General features: G+C 72.0%; 15 protein-coding genes. 13 read left to right on the forward strand and 2 right to left on the reverse strand.

Annotation, left to right across the window (positions count from 1 at the left end; all coding sequences use genetic code 11):
* Positions 1-729: 729 nt before the first annotated feature.
* The 5 genes from P696_RS0126010 (at position 730) to P696_RS0126030 (ending at position 7,050) form a co-directional block, all read left to right on the forward strand.
* Complete coding sequence (locus P696_RS0126010) at positions 730-1,395, forward strand: SDR family NAD(P)-dependent oxidoreductase (RefSeq protein ID WP_026414615.1); 666 nt, start codon at positions 730-732, stop codon at positions 1,393-1,395.
* On the forward strand, positions 1,382-2,428 hold the full coding sequence (locus P696_RS0126015; protein WP_026414616.1) for a threonine aldolase family protein: 1,047 nt from the start codon (positions 1,382-1,384) through the stop codon (positions 2,426-2,428). Before P696_RS0126010 ends, P696_RS0126015 begins: the two co-directional genes overlap by 14 nt.
* Before the next feature lie 186 nt (positions 2,429-2,614).
* On the forward strand, positions 2,615-3,805 hold the full coding sequence (locus tag P696_RS0126020) for a thiolase C-terminal domain-containing protein (RefSeq protein ID WP_026414617.1): 1,191 nt from the start codon (positions 2,615-2,617) through the stop codon (positions 3,803-3,805).
* Positions 3,806-5,016: 1,211 nt separating this feature from the next.
* A complete protein-coding gene (locus tag P696_RS48185; RefSeq protein WP_064744117.1) occupies positions 5,017-5,886 on the forward strand; it encodes an oxygenase MpaB family protein in 870 nt (289 codons plus the stop codon).
* 66 nt (positions 5,887-5,952) lie between these two features.
* Positions 5,953-7,050, forward strand: a complete 1,098-nt coding sequence (locus P696_RS0126030) for a lysylphosphatidylglycerol synthase domain-containing protein (RefSeq protein ID WP_026414618.1) — start codon at positions 5,953-5,955, stop codon at positions 7,048-7,050.
* Between the two features lie 74 nt (positions 7,051-7,124).
* Here the strand turns inward: P696_RS0126030 and P696_RS52980 are convergent, their stop codons facing one another.
* Positions 7,125-8,147, reverse strand: a complete 1,023-nt coding sequence (locus P696_RS52980) for a hypothetical protein (protein WP_051468186.1) — start codon at positions 8,145-8,147, stop codon at positions 7,125-7,127.
* A gap of 84 nt (positions 8,148-8,231) precedes the next feature.
* Here P696_RS52980 and P696_RS0126040 point away from each other — a divergent pair, with 84 nt between their 5' ends.
* Positions 8,232-8,837: a gamma carbonic anhydrase family protein gene (locus tag P696_RS0126040; protein ID WP_026414619.1), complete on the forward strand. Its 606-nt coding sequence runs from the start codon at positions 8,232-8,234 to the stop codon at positions 8,835-8,837.
* Between the two features lie 118 nt (positions 8,838-8,955).
* The gene (locus tag P696_RS48195; RefSeq protein ID WP_034486872.1) at positions 8,956-9,588 is read left to right on the forward strand and encodes a hypothetical protein; all 633 of its coding nucleotides are present in this window, start codon (positions 8,956-8,958) and stop codon (positions 9,586-9,588) included.
* Positions 9,589-9,663: 75 nt separating this feature from the next.
* On the opposite strand, the gene P696_RS0126050 is transcribed toward P696_RS48195, so the two are convergent.
* Positions 9,664-10,044, reverse strand: a complete 381-nt coding sequence (locus P696_RS0126050) for a VOC family protein (protein ID WP_026414620.1) — start codon at positions 10,042-10,044, stop codon at positions 9,664-9,666.
* 285 nt (positions 10,045-10,329) lie between these two features.
* Between P696_RS0126050 and P696_RS0126055 the strand changes: the two genes are divergently transcribed.
* The 6 genes from P696_RS0126055 (at position 10,330) to P696_RS48205 (ending at position 18,075) form a co-directional block, all read left to right on the forward strand.
* Positions 10,330-11,274, forward strand: coding sequence for an ABC transporter substrate-binding protein (locus P696_RS0126055; RefSeq protein ID WP_026414621.1), 945 nt, complete (start codon positions 10,330-10,332; stop codon positions 11,272-11,274).
* A gap of 88 nt (positions 11,275-11,362) precedes the next feature.
* Positions 11,363-12,460, forward strand: a complete 1,098-nt coding sequence (locus tag P696_RS0126060) for a FecCD family ABC transporter permease (protein WP_084338145.1) — start codon at positions 11,363-11,365, stop codon at positions 12,458-12,460.
* The gene (locus tag P696_RS48200) at positions 12,457-13,329 is read left to right on the forward strand and encodes an ABC transporter ATP-binding protein (protein ID WP_084338147.1); all 873 of its coding nucleotides are present in this window, start codon (positions 12,457-12,459) and stop codon (positions 13,327-13,329) included. The genes P696_RS0126060 and P696_RS48200 overlap by 4 nt, the downstream gene beginning before the upstream one ends.
* Positions 13,326-14,030, forward strand: coding sequence for an adenosylcobinamide amidohydrolase (locus P696_RS0126070; RefSeq protein WP_026414623.1), 705 nt, complete (start codon positions 13,326-13,328; stop codon positions 14,028-14,030). Before P696_RS48200 ends, P696_RS0126070 begins: the two co-directional genes overlap by 4 nt.
* Positions 14,031-14,296: 266 nt before the next feature.
* Positions 14,297-16,486 (forward strand): vWA domain-containing protein, encoded by a 2,190-nt coding sequence (locus P696_RS0126075; RefSeq protein WP_026414624.1) that lies wholly within the window; start codon positions 14,297-14,299, stop codon positions 16,484-16,486.
* Positions 16,483-18,075 carry an extracellular solute-binding protein gene (locus P696_RS48205; RefSeq protein WP_157429918.1) on the forward strand — a complete coding sequence of 531 codons (1,593 nt, stop codon included), beginning with the start codon at positions 16,483-16,485 and terminating at the stop codon, positions 18,073-18,075. The genes P696_RS0126075 and P696_RS48205 overlap by 4 nt, the downstream gene beginning before the upstream one ends.
* The last annotated feature ends 174 nt before the right edge of the window (positions 18,076-18,249 follow it).

The raw sequence follows: 18,249 nt of genomic DNA on the forward strand, positions 1-18,249 counted from the left end.
ACGCAACCCGTGGCCCAACATCCCCAATCACCCAAAGCCCACACCCCACGCCACCACCCCCACTCCGACACCCCACACCCGCGCCCCGCGCCCCGCGCGTGGTGGCCCCACCCGTGCGACCACGGCCCGGCGCACCGAGGGGAGCAACTTCGGTCCCGCACCCGCCGATGCGACGCGCCCGCCCGATCCCAGCCCAGCACCCCACGCGGGCGACCGCAGTGGCGCCCCGCCCCTGCCGACCACAGCCCAGCACGCCGACCGCAGGGCACGCCTGACGTGCCGCGCAGGCGACCGCGGTCCCGCACCACCACCACCCGGCCTGCCACTCACGACCACAGGCTGACGTCCCGCCCGCGCAACCATGGCCCGGCCTGCCACGGACGACCGCGGCCCTGCCTGCCGACCCCACGATCGCGCCCCGCACCGCGCTAGCGACCGTAGTGGCACCACGTCTGACACGGCGGCCCGGCATGCCGCGCGGACCGTTGCGGCGCGGCGCGCCGACCGCACGCCACAGCCTGGCGTGGCGTGGGGACGGGCACGGTCCCGCACGACGACGACCCGGCCGGCGAGGGAGGGACTTCGGTTACGCTCCCCGCCCGGCGGCGCGGCGGTCTGGCATGCCACGTGGACGACTGCGGCCTGGTGCGCCGACCGCACGACAGGGGCTGGCGTGGCGTGGGGACGGGCGGGGGCCGGTGTTGGGCGGCGGGCGGGCAGAATGCGGGCATGACCGAAACCTCCAGTGCTGATGGCCGGGTGATCGTTGTGACCGGGGCGAACGGCGCCTCGGGACGTGCGGTGACCGAGCGGCTCGCCGCCGACGGCGCGCTCGTGATCGCCGCCGGGCGCAGCATCCGCCCATGGGACTCCCCGAAGATCGTTCCCACGGCCGTCGACCTGCTCGATCCGGACGCGACCCACAGGTTCGCCGACGAGGTGATCTCCGAGCACGGACGCGTCGACGGGCTGATCCACCTGGTCGGCGGTTGGCGCGGCGCCCCGTCCTTCGCCGGGACCGACCTCGCGGACTGGACGTTCCTGCACGACCAGGTCGTCCGGACGCTCCAGCACACCACGCTCGCCTTCCACGACGCGCTGCGCGACGCCCCCGCCGGGCGCTTCGCGATGGTGTCCCAGCCCGCCGCCCGCCGGCCCGACGCGCGGTCGGCGACCTACGGCGCGGCCAAGGCCGCCGCCGAGACCTGGACCCTCGCGATGGCCGCCTCCTTCGCGTCCGCCGAGGGAGGCGCCGCCACGATCCTCGTCGTGAAGGCGCTGGTCAGCGAGGCGAAGCCGGGCCTCACTACGGTGGACGACCTCGCCGCGACCGTCTCCGGCCTCTGGAACCGGCCCGTCTCCGAGTTGAACGGATCCCGTCTTGAGCTCTTCTGACCTCCGCGCCGTCCACCACGGCTTCGGCAGCGACAACCACGCGGGCGTCCACCCGGAGGTGATGGCCGCCCTCGCCGAGGCCAACACCGGCTACCAGATCGCCTACGGCTCCGACGTGTGGACCGAACGCCTCGACCGTGTCATCGAACGTCACTTCGGCCCCCAGGCCACCGCGTTCCCGGTGTTCAACGGGACCGGGGCGAACGTCGTCGGCCTGCAGGCGATGTGCGAGCGGTGGAGCTCGGTGATCTGCGCCGAGTCCGCGCACATCAACCAGGACGAGTGCGGCGCGTCCGAGCACGTGGGCGGGCTGAAGCTGATTCCGGTGCCCGCCGAGAACGGGAAGCTGACGCCGGAGGCGGTCGCCCGGCGCGCGACGGGCTTCGGGAACGTGCAGCATTCCCAGCCCGCCGTCGTCTCCATCACGCAGGTCACCGAGGTCGGCACCGTCTACACGCCGGACGAGATCGTGGCGCTCGCCTCGTGCGCGCACGAGCGCGGCATGTTCCTGCACATGGACGGCGCCCGGCTCGCGAACGCGGCCGTGTCCCTGGACGTCCCGCTCCGCGCGATCACCACCGACGTGGGCGTGGACGTGCTGTCGTTCGGCGGGACCAAGAACGGCATGATGCTCGGCGAGATGGTGGTCGTCCTGAACCAGGACGCGGCGCACGGCAGCGCTTACCTGCGCAAGTCGAGCATGCAGCTCGCCTCCAAGATGCGCTTCCTCTCGGCCCAGTTCGTCGCGCTCCTCGACGGGGACCTGTGGCGGCGCAACGCGCGCCACGCGAACGCGATGGCGCGGCTCCTCGCCGAGCAGGTCCGGAACATCCCGGGAGTCGAGATCGTCCGCCCGGTGGACGCGAACGCCGTCTTCGCCCGACTTCCCGAAAGGGCCGCCGAACACCTCCGTGAACGCTTCTCCTTCCACGGTCACCCCTCCGAGGAGGTCCGCTGGATGTGCGCCTTCGACACCACCGAGGCCGATGTCACCGCCTTCACCACCGCCCTCCACAAATCCATGACCGCCTGACCTCCACCCGGCCCCCACCCCGTTCGCGGGCGCGCGCCAGGAACGACCGGGTGCTCGCCGCCGAGGTGGGGGCGCGCCGCTCCGTGAGTGAGGTCGGTGGCCGAACTCGCCGCCCAAGCGAGCGCTCGATTGGTTTTTCAGGTTATCGTGTCCCCGAACCTGATTCGGCATCTGGAGGCGAGCCCGATGGCCAACCGCAGCTTCGTCGTGGGCGTGGGCATGACCAAGTTCGAGAAGCCGGGCTCTCGTGACTGGGAGTACCCGGACATGGCCAAGGAGGCCGTGAGCAAGGCACTCGCCGACGCGGGCATCGCCTACGGCCTGGTCGAGCAGGCTTACGCGGGCTCGGTGTACGGCGCGATGGGTCAGCGCGCCCTCTACGAGGTGGGCATGACCGGGCTTCCGGTCATGACCGTCTCCAACGCGTGCGCCACCGGCTCGAGCGCGCTGTACCTCGCGCGGCAGTCGGTGCGCGGTGGGCTCGCCGACTGCGTCCTGGCCCTCGGCATGGAGAAGATGCAGAAGGGGGCGCTGGGCGCGGGCGTGGGCAAGTCGTCCGTGACGATCATCGACCACCACCTGCGCTCGATGACCGCCGGACGCTCCTGGGAGATGGACAAGGCGCCCATGCCGCAGATGTTCGGCAACGCGGCACGCGAGCACATGGAGAAGTACGACTCCGCGCCGGAGCACTACGCGTGGATCGGCTGGAAGAACCACAAGCACTCGGCGAACAACCCGTACGCGCAGTTCCAGACCGAGTACTCGCTGGACGACGTGAAGAACGCGCCGATGATCTTCGATCCGCTCACCAAACTCCAATGCTCCCCCACCTCGGACGGGGCTGCCGCCGCCGTCATCGCTTCCGAACGCTTCGTCGACGAGCACGACCTCTGGGACCAGGCCATCGAGATCGCCGGACACCACATCGCCACCGACACCGCCGACTCCTTCGAGGACAACTCGTCCATCGAGGTCGTCGGCTTCGGCTGCACCCAGCGCGCCGCCGCCCGCGCCCTGGCCGAAGCCGAGGTCGCCGTCGAGGACGTCGACGTCATCGAACTCCACGACTGCTTCAGCGCCAACGAGCTCATCACCTACGAGGCCCTGGGCATGGCCCCGATCGGCGAGGGCCACAAACTCGTCGACGCCGCCGACACCACCTACGGCGGACGCTGGGTCGTCAACCCGTCCGGCGGCCTCATCTCCAAAGGCCACCCCCTCGGCGCCACCGGCCTCGCCCAGTGCGCCGAACTCACCTGGCAACTCCGAGGCAAAGCCGAAGCCCGCCAGGTAGAAAACGCCCGCATCGCCCTCCAACACAACATCGGCCTGGGCAGCGCCTGCGCCGTCGCCGTCTACAAACCAGCCTCCTAACCCACACCTCCGCACCAACCCCGTTGCGCATTCCGTGCCCCTGCAAGAGAGTCGCTGACCTCCAACCCCGGCATGACTGCGCGCCTCCCCAGAACCACCCATCCAGGCCGCCCACCCGAGCCACCCGCCCGAAGGGGCGAAGCCCCCAAGCGCGTGCCGTCCGGTCCCACCCCCTCGCCGGACGGCACGCCCCGGCGCACCGAGCCCGGCGGAGTCCAACCGGCACGCACTCACAACAGCGACATGAGCGAACAGCCGAACAACAACGCACCGGCATTCGACACGGTGGACGACCAGCTCGAGGAGGCGGCAGCGGGCACGCCCGCAGAACTGAACGCCGACGCAGAGAACGTCAGCCGACACGTCCTGGAGGATCGGCAGGCGCCTGGGCAGCCACATCACCCGGACGGCACGCCCCGGGGCACCGGGCCCGGCGGAATCCGACCGGCACTCGCTCACAACCGCGACATGAGCGAGCAGCGGAACGACGACGCACCGGCATTCAACGCAGTGGACGGCCAGGTCGAGGAGACGGCGGCGGGCCCGCCCACAGAGCTGGATGCCGACACGGAGACCACCAGCCGGTATGTCCCGGGGCAGACTCCTCGGCAGCTGCATCACGCCGAGCGCCACGACCTGCACCCCTCCTTCCCAAAAGCGAATTCGACTCGATCGCCCCCACAGCCAGGCCCCTGGGGCCTTTGCGTCGCTTGCCTACCTGTCGGCCCACCGCCACACATCGCCCCCGGCATGGCGCCTCCGGCCCATCCGCCCGGGCACGCCGCTCAGCCCGCACGCCGGTCCGGCCGGCCTTCGGTCCGGCCCGCACGCCGGTCCAGCCGGCACTTCGGTCCGGCCCGCACGCCGGTCCGGCCCGCACTTCGGTCCGGCCCGCACTTCGGTCCGGCCGGCACTTCGGTCCGGCCGGTACTTCGGGCGGCGGGGACGCCAGTCCGAGGAACGCCGGCCAGCACCGACCCAGGCCGTCGGAACAGCAAGCCGCAGGAACACCGGGCCCATGGGGACATCAGGCCGTGAAGACACGGGGAGCTGTCCGTGGGGCACCAGGTCGTACGCCTTGAAGCCGTCCGCGGGGGACCGGGTCCATGGGGACGCCAGGTCGTGGGACACCAAGCGGTGGGGTGAGACAAATGTTGACTTTCGTCTCAGGCGGCTCCAGTCTGATAAGTGGGCGATTACCGGGAGGCGCGATGACGACTCCGTTCGGGACCGGAGCCGCCGAGGCCCCTTCCCTGCTGCGGCACTACGCGGGTGACCTGCGGTCGCTGCTGCCAGGGGCCGCCGCCGGGTTGATGCAGCTCATGCACCCCGGCATCGGGGCGGGGGTGTCGGAGCACTCGGCGTTCTTCGACGCGCCGTTCGACCGCATCCACCGGTCGGTGCCGCAGATCTGGGCGACGATCCTCGCGCCGGACGGCCCGGACCGCGCCCTCGCCATCCGCGACCTGCACCGCGCCATCGGCGGCGTTGACGAGCGGAACCGGCGGTACCACGCGCTCGAGCCCGAGACCTTCTGGTGGGCGCACGCGACGTTCACCTGGGAGATCTTCAGGTCGGTCGAGATCTTCCACCCGGAGACCCTCACGGCCGAGGACCGGGAGCGCCTCTACGCCGAGACCGTCACCTGGTATTCGCGGTACGGGGTGAGCATGCGTCCCGTGCCGCCCGACCACGCCGCTTTCCGGGCGAAGTTCTGGCGCGTCTGCGCCGAGCGTCTCGAGCTCACGCCCGCCGCGGCACGCGCCTTGGAGATCGCGCAGTACGGCTCGGACACGGTCACGCTGATGCCGGTCGGCGGGGCGAGGCTCGAGCGCGCCGGACGCTTCGTCGCCGAACGCCCACTGCGGCTCATCACCTTCGGCTGCCTCCCGACGCTCGTCCGGGACCGCTTCGACATCCCCTGGACGGCGCTCGACCAGGCGCGGTTCGGTGCGCTCGCGCTCGCGCACAGGCAGGGGTACCGGATGGTCCCGAGCGGCCTCAACCACCGCGCGCTGCGGCGGATGCTTCGCTACATCGGCGCACAAACCCGCGAAGACCGGTACCAACCCGCCGCATAACGGCACACTCCGGCGATCAACCCCATCCTGCGGCCACCGTTTGCCCAAAGTGAATCCAGCCGCCGCATGAATGTCACCGAAACCGCCGACAACACCATTGTGGAGAACATCGCCGCCAGCGCCGCACCCGTGGCGCCCACGGGGATCCCCGCCCCGGCCGGTGACGCCGTCCCCCGGCCCGGCGCGGCGATCGCACTGTTCGACCGGGCACGGACGACCGTCGCCCGGTCCCGCTGGATCCGGATCGCGCTCGCGCTCGTGCCGCTGGCCGCGATCGTCACCGCGCTGGTTCTCACGCAGGGCGTCGCGCATGCGCTCGACGCGTTCGTGGCGCTCAGTGACGCCCGTTGGGAGTTCCTTCCTCCGCTCGTGATGCTCTCGGTTCTGCACTATGTGCTCGCCGCCGTCGCACTGCGCGGCGCGTCGGGGACCCCGCTGCCCCTGCGCCGGACGACCCTCACCCAGTTCACCGCGGCCGCCGCCAACCGCGTCACACCAGGCGGGCTCGGCGGCGCGGCCGTGAACACCCGCTATCTGGTGGCTCGCGGCATGCCGGTGGCGAGCGCGCTCGTGGCCGTCGCCGTGCTTCAGGCCGCCGGCGCCCCCGCCGACCTCCTGCTCATGGCCGGCGTCCTGGCGCTGGGTGGTGGCGACCATCTCAACCCTCACCTCCTCTGGCCCTTCGCGCTTCTCCTCATCCCTGTCGTGTTGGTGCTGCTGCCGGTCGCGGTGCGATGGGGGCGTCGCGCCGTCCGCTCGCCCGTCGTCGTCCGGGCCCTGACGGGCCTGAGCGACCTGTGCCGCCGCCCGCTCGACCTGGCGCTCACCCTCTCCTGCTCGGCCGGGACCACCTTCGTACTGGCGGTGGCGTTCGCGCTGAGCGTCCAGGCCGTGCCCGGAACGATGACCAGCGCCGACGACACGCTCCCCCTGCTCGCCGCGTATCTCCTGGGGGCCGCCGCGGGTGCGGCGATCCCCCTCCCCGGAAGTCTGGGGACCACGGAAGCCGCGCTGCTCACCGCGCTGGCGGCGCTCGACACCCCCACCACTCCGGCCCTTCAGGGCGTGCTCCTCTTCCGCGCCATCACCTACTGGGCGCCCGTCCCCGTCGGCCTCATCGCCTACCGCACTCTGCGCCTGCCCGCCACATCCCTCGCGACCTGACGGCCAAGGATCGTCGCTCCCCACCAGCTGGTCGTCCTGAACGGTCGAGTGCTGCGGAGACGCGAAGACGGGCTTCATGGGACGGTCCTTTGAGGAGCTGAACCCGAGATCGACGATTCCGGGCCTGGGGCGGGCTGCAGGGCCGACCGCGGAGCGGGCTGCGGGACGGGCTGCGGGGCCGACCGCGGAGCGGGCTGCGGGACGGGCTGCGGGACGGACAGGTGGGCGGCCTGGGCTCGGCGGGAGGTGCCGTTGCGGAGGCGGGCCAGGTGGGTGGCCAGGTGGTCCATGGTGGGCTCGTCCGGGTGCCAACCGTGGTCGAGCAACGCGGTGAGGAGCGCTTCGAGGTACGGCCCCGGGCGCGGCAGGACGTCCCTGGTGACGGGGATGATCTCCCAGCCCCGGCTGCGGAGCCAGCGGCGGCGGTGGTCGTCGTGGGCGCGGGCGTGACGGCCGGTGTGATGGCGCTCGCCGTCGTACTCCAGGCCCACGCGCCACTGCTCGTAGCCGAGGTCGATGTAGAGCCGTTCGCCGTGCGGGCCCGGAACGGGGATCTGCGTGCGCGGACGCGGGAAGCCCGCGCGGATCATCAGGACGCGGGTCCAGCTCTCACCGGGTGAGGCGGCGCCCTCGTCGCTGAGGCGGAGGACCTCGGACAACCGGCGGACGCCGTGATAGCCGGGCAGGCCCCGCGCCATCGCACGCAGCTCGGGCTCCCGGACCCCGGCCCGGAGAAACTGGTCGACCGCGGCGACGGCGTCAAGGCGAGGCATCCAGCACGCGCAGTCGAGGGCCGTGCGCGTGAACGTGGTCAGCCGGACGTCTTCACGCGAGGTCACGTGCTCGGCCGGTAACGGCACCCAGCGGGCGTCGGGCTCGGCATCGTGCGGCGCGCTCTCCGGGGGCAGGATGACGTCGAGTTCCCGTTCGTCCCGGCGAGCGCCGGCAGGCATGACGTCCAGGCCCCAGAGCCAGGCGGCGGTGCCACGTGCGATCACGGCCCCGCTGGGAAGGACGTCAGCGAGCTGCCGAGGCCGGCCGTCGACGAGCGGACGGATCGTGTGGTCGGACGTTTTCGTCCAGGTCAGAGCGGTCATGCACCCCATGGTCGCGGCGCCCGCCCCCCCGATCGGAAGTCACCCGCGCAACTGTGGACAACCCGAGCGTCAGTGAGGATTCGCATGCTGATCGAGCATCACGGCCGACGCCCTACCGTCCCCGCTTCGGCGTACATCGCGCCGACCGCGGTGCTATGCGGAGCGGTGAATCTCGGCGAGAACGCTCGGATACTGCACGGCGCGGTGCTCAGTGCCGAGGACGGCGAGGTGACTCTCGGCTCCGATGTCGTGGTGATGGAGAACGCTCTCGTGCGCGGACGCAAGGACCATCCGGTACGTATCGGGGACGCGGTACTCGTCGGCCCGCATGCCCATGTCAACGGCGCCACGGTCGAGGACGAAGTGTTCCTCGCCACCGGAACCTCCCTTTTCCCCGGCTCGATAGTGGGCGCGAAGGCGGAGCTGCGCATCAACAGCATCCTGCACGTCGGGTCGCGTCTGGAAGCGGGCGCGGTGGTGCCGATCGGCTGGGTGGCGGTCGGTGCGCCCGCGCAGCTCTTCCCTCCCGACCGACATGACGACATTTGGGAAATTCAACAACAGATGGACTTTCCGGGAGTCGTCTACGGGGTTCCGAGGGGCGTGACCATGCGTGAAGTCATGACTCGGCAGGTGGCTTTCTACGGGGAACACCTCAATGACCGAGTGGTCGAGGAGCCTGGGCCTTAGCGTTGTGCCTGGGCGGTTACCAATAGCCAGGGCGTGAAGTTTGACCCGGTCCGCAGGGCGGAGCCATGGACATGGACTTGCGGAGCCGGGGGCAGAGGATGGCGGAGAGGTGACGGAAATGATGGCGGAAACTACGCGACGGGCGCTGCACGGCGTCGCCGAGATGGTTCTCGCGGGGCCGCAGTTCCGGACGAGCGGGTCTATCGAGTTGGCCGTGACGGACGGGGGTTTCGGCACGGTGGCAAGGCCCCTCCTGCGCGTGCGCGGGACGGAGCTCATCGTGGGCGAGCGCGCGATGCCGATGAACGGCCTGACGTTCCGCGAGGTGGCCTCGGCCGCCGACGTGGAGGTCGGACGTCCCGAAGGCGTCTACAAGGAGGGCAGCGGGCTCGACCCCGACGACACCATCGGGTTGGAGGTGGGCGAGGCCGCCAACATCGAGCGCGCCTTCGCGTGGGGCCTGGAGGCCCTGCAGAGGCTCGCGCCGTCCGAGCGGCCGATCCTGTGGCCCGAGCACTTCGACATCGCCGTCACTGTGGACGAGGTCAACTACGGCGTCTCCCCCGGCGACGGTTACCTGTCCGAGCCCTACGCCTATGCGGGGCCCTGGCGAACGCGTGTCGGAGCGTTCTGGAACGCGCCCTTCGGATCGGCGCGTCCGCTACGGCTTCTGCCCGGCGCGACGGCCATCCACGACTTCTTCAGCGAGGCTCGAGCCCGAGTGGCCTCCGACCCCGTCCGCGAGCCCTGAGCAACATGCACGCGCACGAGGAGCCGAGCCAAAATCCACGTGCAGCGCGCGTGTGCGTCTGTTGCTGGCTCGGGGTCAGGCGGAGGCGATGAGTTCGTAGAGGTTGCCGGACGGGTCGGCGAAGTAGACGCCCCGGCCGCCCACGGGGTGGTGCTCGTCCACCTGCCCGTTCGTGTGGCTGCCGGGGCCGTCGCCGTGCGGCAGGTCGTGCGCGCGCAGATGGGCCACGGCCGCGTCGAAGGTCGCGGAGTCGACGTCGAACGCCAGGTGGTGGCCGGGCGCGTCCGGGGCGGTCACATAGTCGAGCGTCAGCTCGTCGTTGATGCGGAGCTGCGCGAAATGCCTGGCGACGGGGTGGAGGCCGCCGTACTCCAGGCCGAGCACGTCGGCCAGGTAGCGCGCGGCGGCCTCGTTGTCGGCGGCGGGAACGATCGTGTGGTTGAGCCTGATGGTCACGGCGCGTCTCCCAAGGTGAGGTCCGACTCTCCTTCACGGTACGGAGTGAGTCCTCACTCCGTCAAGTGCCGGTCGTGCCCCGGATCGTCCGCCTGCTGATAACGTTGCAGATCAGCGTGCGCTGAGCGAAGTCCGGTGAGACCCCGGCGCTGTCCCGCAACTGTGATGGCCTCCCCCGAGGCCGAGCCAGGTCGCCTTGCCGCACGCCGACGACTTCGACCCCGCGGTAGGGCCGGTCCGTCCCCGCGGGCCCGCGTGCCGCCCCTCGCCCCCTGGAGGCAGGCTGTGAGACCCGTCCGCGCGCTCGGCGCGTCCCTTGTGATCGGCGCCGTGGCGCTGGCGTCCGCCTGCGGCGGTTCCGGCGACTCCGGTAAGGACAAGGCCAAGGCCTCCGGCGGCGCGCCGGTGGTCGTCCAGGCCGCCAACGGCAGCGTCACCATCCCGGCGACGCCGCAGCACATCGTGTCGCTCTCCCCCACGCACACCGAGACGCTGTTCGCGATCGGCGCGGGCAAGCAGGTGACAGCGGCCGACGAGCTGTCCAACTACCCGGCGGACGCGCCGCGCACCAAGCTCAGCGGCTTCAAGCCGAACGCCGAGGCGATCATCGCGGCCAAGCCCGACCTGGTCGTCCTGTCCAACGACATGGACGGCATCGTCGACGCGCTGGCCAAGGTGAAGATCCCGGTCCTGCTGGAGCCCGCCGCGACCAAGCTGGACGAGGTGTACGACGAGATCCAGGACCTCGGCAAGGCCACCGGGCACTCCACCGAGGCGGCCAAGCTGACCGAGCAGATGCGCACCGGCATCCAGCAGACGGTGGCGAGCGCGAGCAAGGCCACCGGTGGACGCAAGCTGAGCTACTACCACGAGCTCGACAACGAGCTGCACTCGGTGACCTCGAAGACCTTCATCGGCCAGGTGTACGGGCTGTTCGGGCTGGAGAACATCGCCGACGGCGCGGACAAGGCGTCCGGCGGCTATCCGCAGCTGTCGCAGGAGTACCTGCTGCGCCGCGACCCCAACATGATCTTCCTGGCCGACACCAAGTGCTGCGGCCAGTCCCCGGTGGCCGTCGGCAAGCGTCCCGGCTGGTCGGACCTGTCCGCCGTGAAGAAGCAGAACACGGTCGCGCTCGACGACGACATCGCGTCCCGCTGGGGCCCGAGGCTGCCGGAGTTCGTCAAGTCCATCGCCGCCGCCGTGCAGAAGGCGTCGGCCGCCAAGTGACCTCGGCCCCGCCGTGCCGCCGGGGGGCGCAGGCATTCCGCCGCGACGCCGCCGCGACGCGGTGTCACCGCGTGACAGCGGCTTCGGCATGACATCCGCCGGCCCGCGCTCACGGCTGCGTGGGGTCATTCCCCGCGTCCACCGTGAGCAGCGGGCGCGGCTGCGGCCCGTCCAGCTCGGGATCACGGTCGCGGCGCTCGTCGCGACGATGCTGGGCGCGCTGCTGGTCGGGGCGGCCGACCTGCCCGTCTCCGGGGTGATCAAGGCGCTCGCCGACACGGTCCCGTTCGTCCACGTCGACTCGGGGCTCAGCGTGGTCGAGCACAACGTGCTCTTCCAGCTGCGGCTGCCGCGCGTGCTGATGGCGGCGCTGGTCGGCGGGCTGCTCGCGATCGCGGGAGCCGGGTACCAGGGCGTGTTCCGCAACCCGCTCGCCGACCCGTACCTGCTGGGCGCGGCGGCGGGCGCCGGGGTCGGCGCGACGCTGGCGATCGTCGCGCTGCCCGGCGCGCCCGAGTACGCCGTGCCGGTCGCGGCGTTCACAGGCGCCATCACCGGCGTGCTGATGGCCTACGGCCTGGGGCAGGTGGCGTCGCGCGGCGGCCCCGAAGGCGGGACGGGCACGCTCGTCCTGGCCGGGGTCGCGGTGGCGAACTTCCTGTCGGCCGTCCAGACGTTCCTGCAGCAGGCGAACGCGCAGCAGCTCCAGCGGATCTTCGCCTGGCTCCTCGGAGGCGTGGGCACGGCCGACTGGGGCCAGCTGCGGATGGTCGCGCCGTACGCGCTGATCGCGGTCACCGTCCTGCTCACCCACGGCCGCCTGCTCGACGTCCTCGCCGTGGGCGACGAGGAGGCCACGACGCTCGGGATGTCAGCGGCGCGAGTGCGGCTCCTGGTCCTGCTCGCGGCGTCGCTCGCCACCGCTTGCGCGGTCGCCGTGAGCGGGCTGATCGCGTTCGTCGGGATCGTCGTCCCGCACCTGGTGCGGCGGCTGGCGGGCGGGTCCTACCGGATCGTCCTGCCGCTGTCCCTGCTCGTCGGCGGAGCCTTCCTGGAGCTCGCCGACCTGGTCGCGCGGACCGTCGTCGCGCCCGCCGAACTCCCGCTCGGCGTGGTCACCGCGTTCGTCGGCGGCCCCTTCTTCGTGCTCGTCCTCCGCGCGACCCGCAGGCAGGTGGACGTATGACGGTCTCGGTGCGGGAACTGGACGTCGAGCTGGGCGGACGGCGGGTGCTGCGGTCGGTCTCCATGGAGGTCGCGGGCGGCTCCTGGACGGCCGTGATCGGCCCGAACGGCGCCGGGAAGTCGACGCTGCTGCGGGCCGTGCTGGGGCTGCGCGACGGCGCGGGCTCGGTCGAGGTGTCCGGACAGGACGTGCGGTCCATGCGTCCGAGGCAGCGGGCACGAATGGTCGCCTACGCCCCGCAGAGTCCGAAACTGCCGCCCGGCATGACGGTGTTCGACTACGCCCTCCTCGGACGTTCCCCCTACATCCCGCATTTCGGACGCGAGAGCGCGCACGATCGCTCGGTGACCGCCGAGGTGCTGGAGCGGCTCGACCTCGCCGGACTCGCGGCGCGGACGCTCGACCAGCTGTCCGGCGGCGAGCGGCAGCGGGTCGTCCTGGCACGGGCGCTGGCGCAGCAGACCCCCGTCCTGCTCCTGGACGAGCCGACCACCGCACTCGACATCGGCCACCAGCAGCAGGTCATGGAGCTGGTCGACCGGCTGCGCCTCGCGGACGGCCTGACCGTCGTCTCGACCATCCACGACCTGACGCTCGCGGCGCAGTACGCCGACCGTCTCGTGCTGCTGTCGGACGGTCGCGTCGCCGCGTCCGGCGCGCCCGCGGACGTCCTGACGCGCGAGACGATCGCGGCCCATTTCGACGCGCACGTCAGCGTGGCCCATGATGCGGAGGGGCGCCCGCTTCTGGCGCTCGAACGTCCACGCCTCGAACGCCCGCACGCCGAGCGTCCGCAAGCTGAACGTCCGAATATCGAGCGTCCGCATGCCGAGCGTCCGAACCGTCCTGCCGAGGGAGCCGCCGGGTGAGAGTCGACCTGCACTGGCGTGAGGAGGACGGCGCGCGCCTGGCGGCCACGGTGTGGCGGCCCGGCGACGGTCTCCGGATGATCTCGTCGGCGATGCTCGGCGGCGGCGTCACGTCCGCGCGATGGGTGCTGAACGCGCAGGTCGCGGGCGGGTACTCGCGCATGGACCCGATCGACCACCTTCGCGAGCTCGCCGCCGCGTACGGGCTCGAGGGGCCGGGCGTCGGGATGCTGACGGCCGCGTCCGTCGAGCGGACGCAGCGGGCCGGGGACGGTGGCGTGGAGGTGTCCGCGACCGTCGGCCTGCGGGTGCCGACCTGGGCCGCGGCCCCCGCGGACGCCGACGACCCGGAGCTCGCCCCGATCCGCCTGGACGGCGCGGTCCTGCGTCCCGGGACGATCAACATCGTGGTGTCGGCGCCCGTCCCGCTGACGGACGCGGCGCTGGTCAACGCGGTGATGACGGCGACCGAGGCCAAGACCCAGGCGCTGCTCGAAGCCGGATACGAGGGCACCGGCACCGCGTCCGACGCGATCTGCGTGGCGGCGCCCGAGCCCAGCGGCGAGGACGAGGCGGAGCCGTTCGCCGGGCCCCGCTCGGTCTGGGGCGCGCGCATCGCCCGGGCCGTCCACCAGGCCGTCCTGAACGGGGCGCACGACTACACCCTCCTCCTCGAAGCCCGCCGCAACGCCACCCGCTGACCCTCAGGGGCCTCGCCGCAGATCGGCGCCGAACCGACGCGGCACGAGGGCCTCAACCGGGCGAGGCGTGGACAAACGGCCGATCATGGTCGCGGGTTTCCGGTCCGCAACGGCCTTCGGCTCACTACGCTGGGAGCGATTCGGCGACAGCAAGCGGTGACCGACGGCGTGGTCGGATCGGGCCCGGCGCCCGGTCGGCCGCATCCACGCGGCGGCGGCCACCGGCAGCACGTGCCACGAGGACGGCGCGCGACGACGAGGCCACGATGAACGGTCCGGAGACCGAGAGCACCCCGCCCCCCGGCGAGCACGGCCCGTCGGCGCCCGAGGAGGGCCGCACGCCCCTGCGGCGGCTCACCGAGGTGATGGCGTTCGAGCTGTGCTCGTCCATCCTGGTCGGCCTGCTGGTGACCGTCTTCCACGGCTACCTCTGGCTCAACTCGGTCGTCACCCTCGCGGTCCTGGCCGCCGTGTCGGTGCTGGTCTGGCGGTCCCGTCCGGACGTGGTGCACAACGTCCTCGCGGGCGCGACGACGACGCTGGCGTGGGCGGCGAAGGGGCTGGCATGCCTGCTCGCGGGCGCGGCGGCGATGGTCCTCGTGCTGCTGGCGGTGCTGGGCGTGCTGGCGCTGCGCGACGCGGCCCGGCCGTGCGGGCAGCCGCTGGAGGTGCGCGTGCTGACCGCGCCCGAGATGCTGACGCCGTTGCGCGCCGCGGCGTCGGAGTTCGTCGCCGACCGCACCGACGGCGGATGCCGCAGGTACACCGTCACGGTCGTCCCGGAACCGGGTCCGGTCTCCCTCTACGGTGCGTTCGGACGGCTCTGGCGGCGCAACGACACGGGCGACGACCAGCAGCTTCTCGGCCCGCAGCCGGACGTGTGGATCCCGGCGACCAGCGCCGAACTCGACTTCGTCCCGCACAGCGGACAGGCGGGAGCGGACAGCGCCCAACCGGACATCGGCGGCGGCCTCACGGCCCCGGGCGGCGGCGGCCAGGCCCGAACCAACACCGGCACCGGCGCGGGCGGAGATCCGCGCTTCCGGCAGCTGAGCCGCTCGCTGGGCACCTCGCCGATGGTGCTCGCGCTGTTCAGCAAGGCGGACGCGGCGGTCGCGAGCCCCTACAGCGCGCCCCTCAAGGCGAACACGGGCGCGCTGCTGACCCAGATCGCGCAGTCCGGCGTGAAGCTGCGCGGGATCGCCCGTCCCGTTCCGGACACGTCGACGGCCGCGCTGGAGATCACCCCGGCGCTGTACGACGCGCAGCCCGGCTCGTCCCCGGCCGCGGACGAGAAGTTCGCGAGCCCGCCCGATCTCGTCGCGCCCGACGCGGTCACGCTGCTGTGCCGGTTCCGGTCGCAGGCCGCGCGGGGCGCGGAGCCTCCGTCGGACGTCGCGGTGGCCGCCCCCGAGCAGGTCCTCGCGGACTACGACGCCGGACGCGCCCTGGGCGACCGCTGCGGCCCGGCCGAACCGACGTCCGACCCGGTCGGGCACTGGCGGCTGCACCCCTACTACGCGGTCGACCTGCCGACCATGGACTACCCGTTCGTCCAGCTGACCTGGCGTGGACAGGACACGCGGGCCCGCAGTGACGCGATCGGCGACCTGCGGTCCTGGCTGTCGGCGCATCCGCTGACCCAGCAGGGTCTCCGGGACGGCAACGGCGCGATCCCCGCCCCGCCGGAGGGCGACTTCTCGCACTTCTACCTGTCGCGGCTCCAGGGCATGCTCGGCGAGCGCGCGATTCCGCCGGGCGTCCGGCTGAACGGCACGCCTCCGGTGCAGACCGCGCTGGACCGGCTCGCCGCCGCGCGTCCCAAGGTCTCGGCGTCCCTGATGCTGGACGTCTCGGGTTCGATGGACCAGGCGGCCGGGTCGGTTCCGGCGGTCCGTCCGGCCCCGACCGCGGCGGCCGGACCGGCCTCGGGCGGCACCCGCCTCAACCGCGCCGTGACGTTCCTGCAGAGCTTCGTGGAACAACTCCAGGGATCCGACCGGGTCGGGCTGCAGGTGTTCTCCTCGTCCGCCGATCCGCGCAATCAGGCCACGTTCGGCAACGTCCCGGCGCGTGACGCGCAGTCCGACCAGAAGGACGAGGTCGCGAACCAGCTCCAGGCCATCACCACCACCGGCGGTGACCTGGCGCTCCGCACCGCCCTTTCCGGCGCAGGCCTGACCAGCGGACGGGAGGACCTGATCCTCGTCACGGACGGCGAGGGCGCGGGCAGCAACCCCGACGCCGCCGGGACGGCCTCCTGGCTGGCCGGTCCGTTCCGCTCGGCCAACCCGAACCTGCGCCTCACGGTCGTCCTGACGGGCCCGGCGGGCTGCGACACCGCGCACATCAAGCGGCTCGTGTCCGCGGTGGGCCCCGGCCGGGGCCGCTGCGTCGCCCTGAGCGGCGCCCCCGAGCAGGAGCAGGCCGCTCAATTCCTTTCTGGACTGCGATGACGACCGAAGACGACGACCGCAACCGTCCCGCCAGGCCTCCGTCCCGTGACGGCGACCCACCGGACGCGTCCCAACCCGAGAGACGGATCCCGAACGGCCCAGAACAGAAGCCGGACGGTCCAGAGCGAAAAGCCGCAGGCGACCGCGTCCTGCCCCCTGAGGAGGCGAAGGGTTCCGAGCGGAGGATCCCGGACGTCCCTCCGCCTTCTCTCCCGCGCCCGCATGAGGCGAAGCAGCACGGGACGCACTTCTCGCGCCGCGCGGTGCTGCTGTGCGCCTCGGTGGGCGCGCTCGCCGTCCTGGCCGCCGGTCTGGTGTCGCAGATCCATCCGAGCGCGCCGTACCACGCGCTCGCCGCCGACTGCGGGCGCGGCGACCTGGTGGTCGCGGGCGGGACGGACGTGAGCCTCAAGGCGCAGCGGCGCGCGCTGATCAAGCAGTGGAACGCCTCGACCTACCCGGACGGACGGCCGCACCGGCACGCCCGGCTGGTCGAGGTGTCCGACTCGACCGACCTGCAGCACAGCCAGCTCGCGGCGGTCGAGCAGTCCGGCAGCTGCGCCTACGACGTCCTGATCATGGACAACACGTGGACGGCGCAGTTCGCCGAGGCCGGATACCTCAAGGAGTTCCACGGCCTGTCCGACACCTCCGATTTCAACCCGGCCGCGCTGCGCACCGGCCAGTGGCACGGCACCCAGTACGCCGTGCCGTTCAATCTTGACGTGGGCCTGCTGTACTACCGCGAGGGCACCACACCTCCCGCGACCTGGTCCGCTCTCGTCGATCAGGGGTACGACGCGCAGCTCGCCGACTATGAGGGCCTGACCGTCAACGTCCTGGAGGACGTGTGGAACGACGGCGCGGCGGACGTCCTCACCGGTAACGCGCGCGCGGACGAGAAGGCCCTCAGTTCCCGGGTCTTCCCCGCGATCCGCCGCCTGGCCACGAGGGTCCAGAAGTCCCTCAAGGCGTCACGCCAGTACCAGGAGCAGGACGCCATCAACGCGTTCGCCTCCGGCGACAAGCTGATGCGGAACTGGCCCTACGCGTTCTCAGCCCTTGCCACGGAGCCGCGCATGCGCGCGAGCGGCGACCGCCTGCGGTTCCATGTCGCGGCGCTACCCGGGCACACCGTGCTCGGCGGCCAGAACCTCGCGGTCTCGGCACACTCCCCTAGTCCTGGCCCGAGCGCCGACCTGGTGCGTTTTCTCTCCGGGACGGCCGCCCAGCGCCAGCTGTTCTCCTGTGGCGGCTTCGCGCCCGCGCGTTACTCGGCCCTGGGCCTGACGCCCACCAAGCATTCGCCCGCGGACGTCCAGGCACGGTCGTGTTCCGGCCTGATGGGCCGTCCGCCCGCGCCCGGTGACCCGGACCTGCCGAACCAGCAGCAGCTCACCGAGCTGGGCCAGGCGATCGTGACGGCTCTCGGCCGCGCGCTGCCGCGTCCGGAGACCGAGCACTACCCGACCTTCTCCGCGACGTTCCGCGACTGCTCGAACAAGATCATCGATGGGACGTCCGCCGACGCGGACACGTTCGCCCACGACGTCGCCGACGCCCTCAAAGGCCGCCCGTCGTCCTGCTGACAGCGCCCCGGCAGCAGACGGGGCCTAGAGCGTGTCCGTTGGATCTTGGGGTTTGGCTGAGGTTGATCTGGGTGTCGGGGTGTGATGGCGGGTGTGATTCGTCGTCATGAGTTGACTGATGCCGCGTGGGTGCGGATTGAGCCGCTTCTGCCTGGTCATCCTCGCCAGGGTGGC

Source organism: Actinomadura oligospora ATCC 43269, assembly GCF_000518265.1.
Lineage (GTDB): Bacteria > Actinomycetota > Actinomycetes > Streptosporangiales > Streptosporangiaceae > Spirillospora > Spirillospora oligospora.

Excerpts from the sequence above, each read along its gene's own strand:
- P696_RS0126010 (WP_026414615.1), top strand. The coding sequence starts at position 730 with ATGACCGAAACCTCCAGTGCTGATGGCCGGGTGATCGTTGTGACCGGG.
- P696_RS0126020 (WP_026414617.1), top strand. The coding sequence starts at position 2,615 with ATGGCCAACCGCAGCTTCGTCGTGGGCGTGGGCATGACCAAGTTCGAG.
- P696_RS48185 (WP_064744117.1), top strand. The coding sequence starts at position 5,017 with ATGACGACTCCGTTCGGGACCGGAGCCGCCGAGGCCCCTTCCCTGCTG.
- P696_RS0126030 (WP_026414618.1), top strand. The coding sequence starts at position 5,953 with ATGAATGTCACCGAAACCGCCGACAACACCATTGTGGAGAACATCGCC.
- P696_RS52980 (WP_051468186.1), bottom strand. The coding sequence starts at position 8,147 with ATGACCGCTCTGACCTGGACGAAAACGTCCGACCACACGATCCGTCCG.
- P696_RS0126040 (WP_026414619.1), top strand. The coding sequence starts at position 8,232 with ATGCTGATCGAGCATCACGGCCGACGCCCTACCGTCCCCGCTTCGGCG.
- P696_RS48195 (WP_034486872.1), top strand. The coding sequence starts at position 8,956 with ATGATGGCGGAAACTACGCGACGGGCGCTGCACGGCGTCGCCGAGATG.
- P696_RS0126060 (WP_084338145.1), top strand. The coding sequence starts at position 11,363 with ATGACATCCGCCGGCCCGCGCTCACGGCTGCGTGGGGTCATTCCCCGC.
- P696_RS48200 (WP_084338147.1), top strand. The coding sequence starts at position 12,457 with ATGACGGTCTCGGTGCGGGAACTGGACGTCGAGCTGGGCGGACGGCGG.
- P696_RS0126075 (WP_026414624.1), top strand. The coding sequence starts at position 14,297 with ATGAACGGTCCGGAGACCGAGAGCACCCCGCCCCCCGGCGAGCACGGC.
- P696_RS48205 (WP_157429918.1), top strand. The coding sequence starts at position 16,483 with ATGACGACCGAAGACGACGACCGCAACCGTCCCGCCAGGCCTCCGTCC.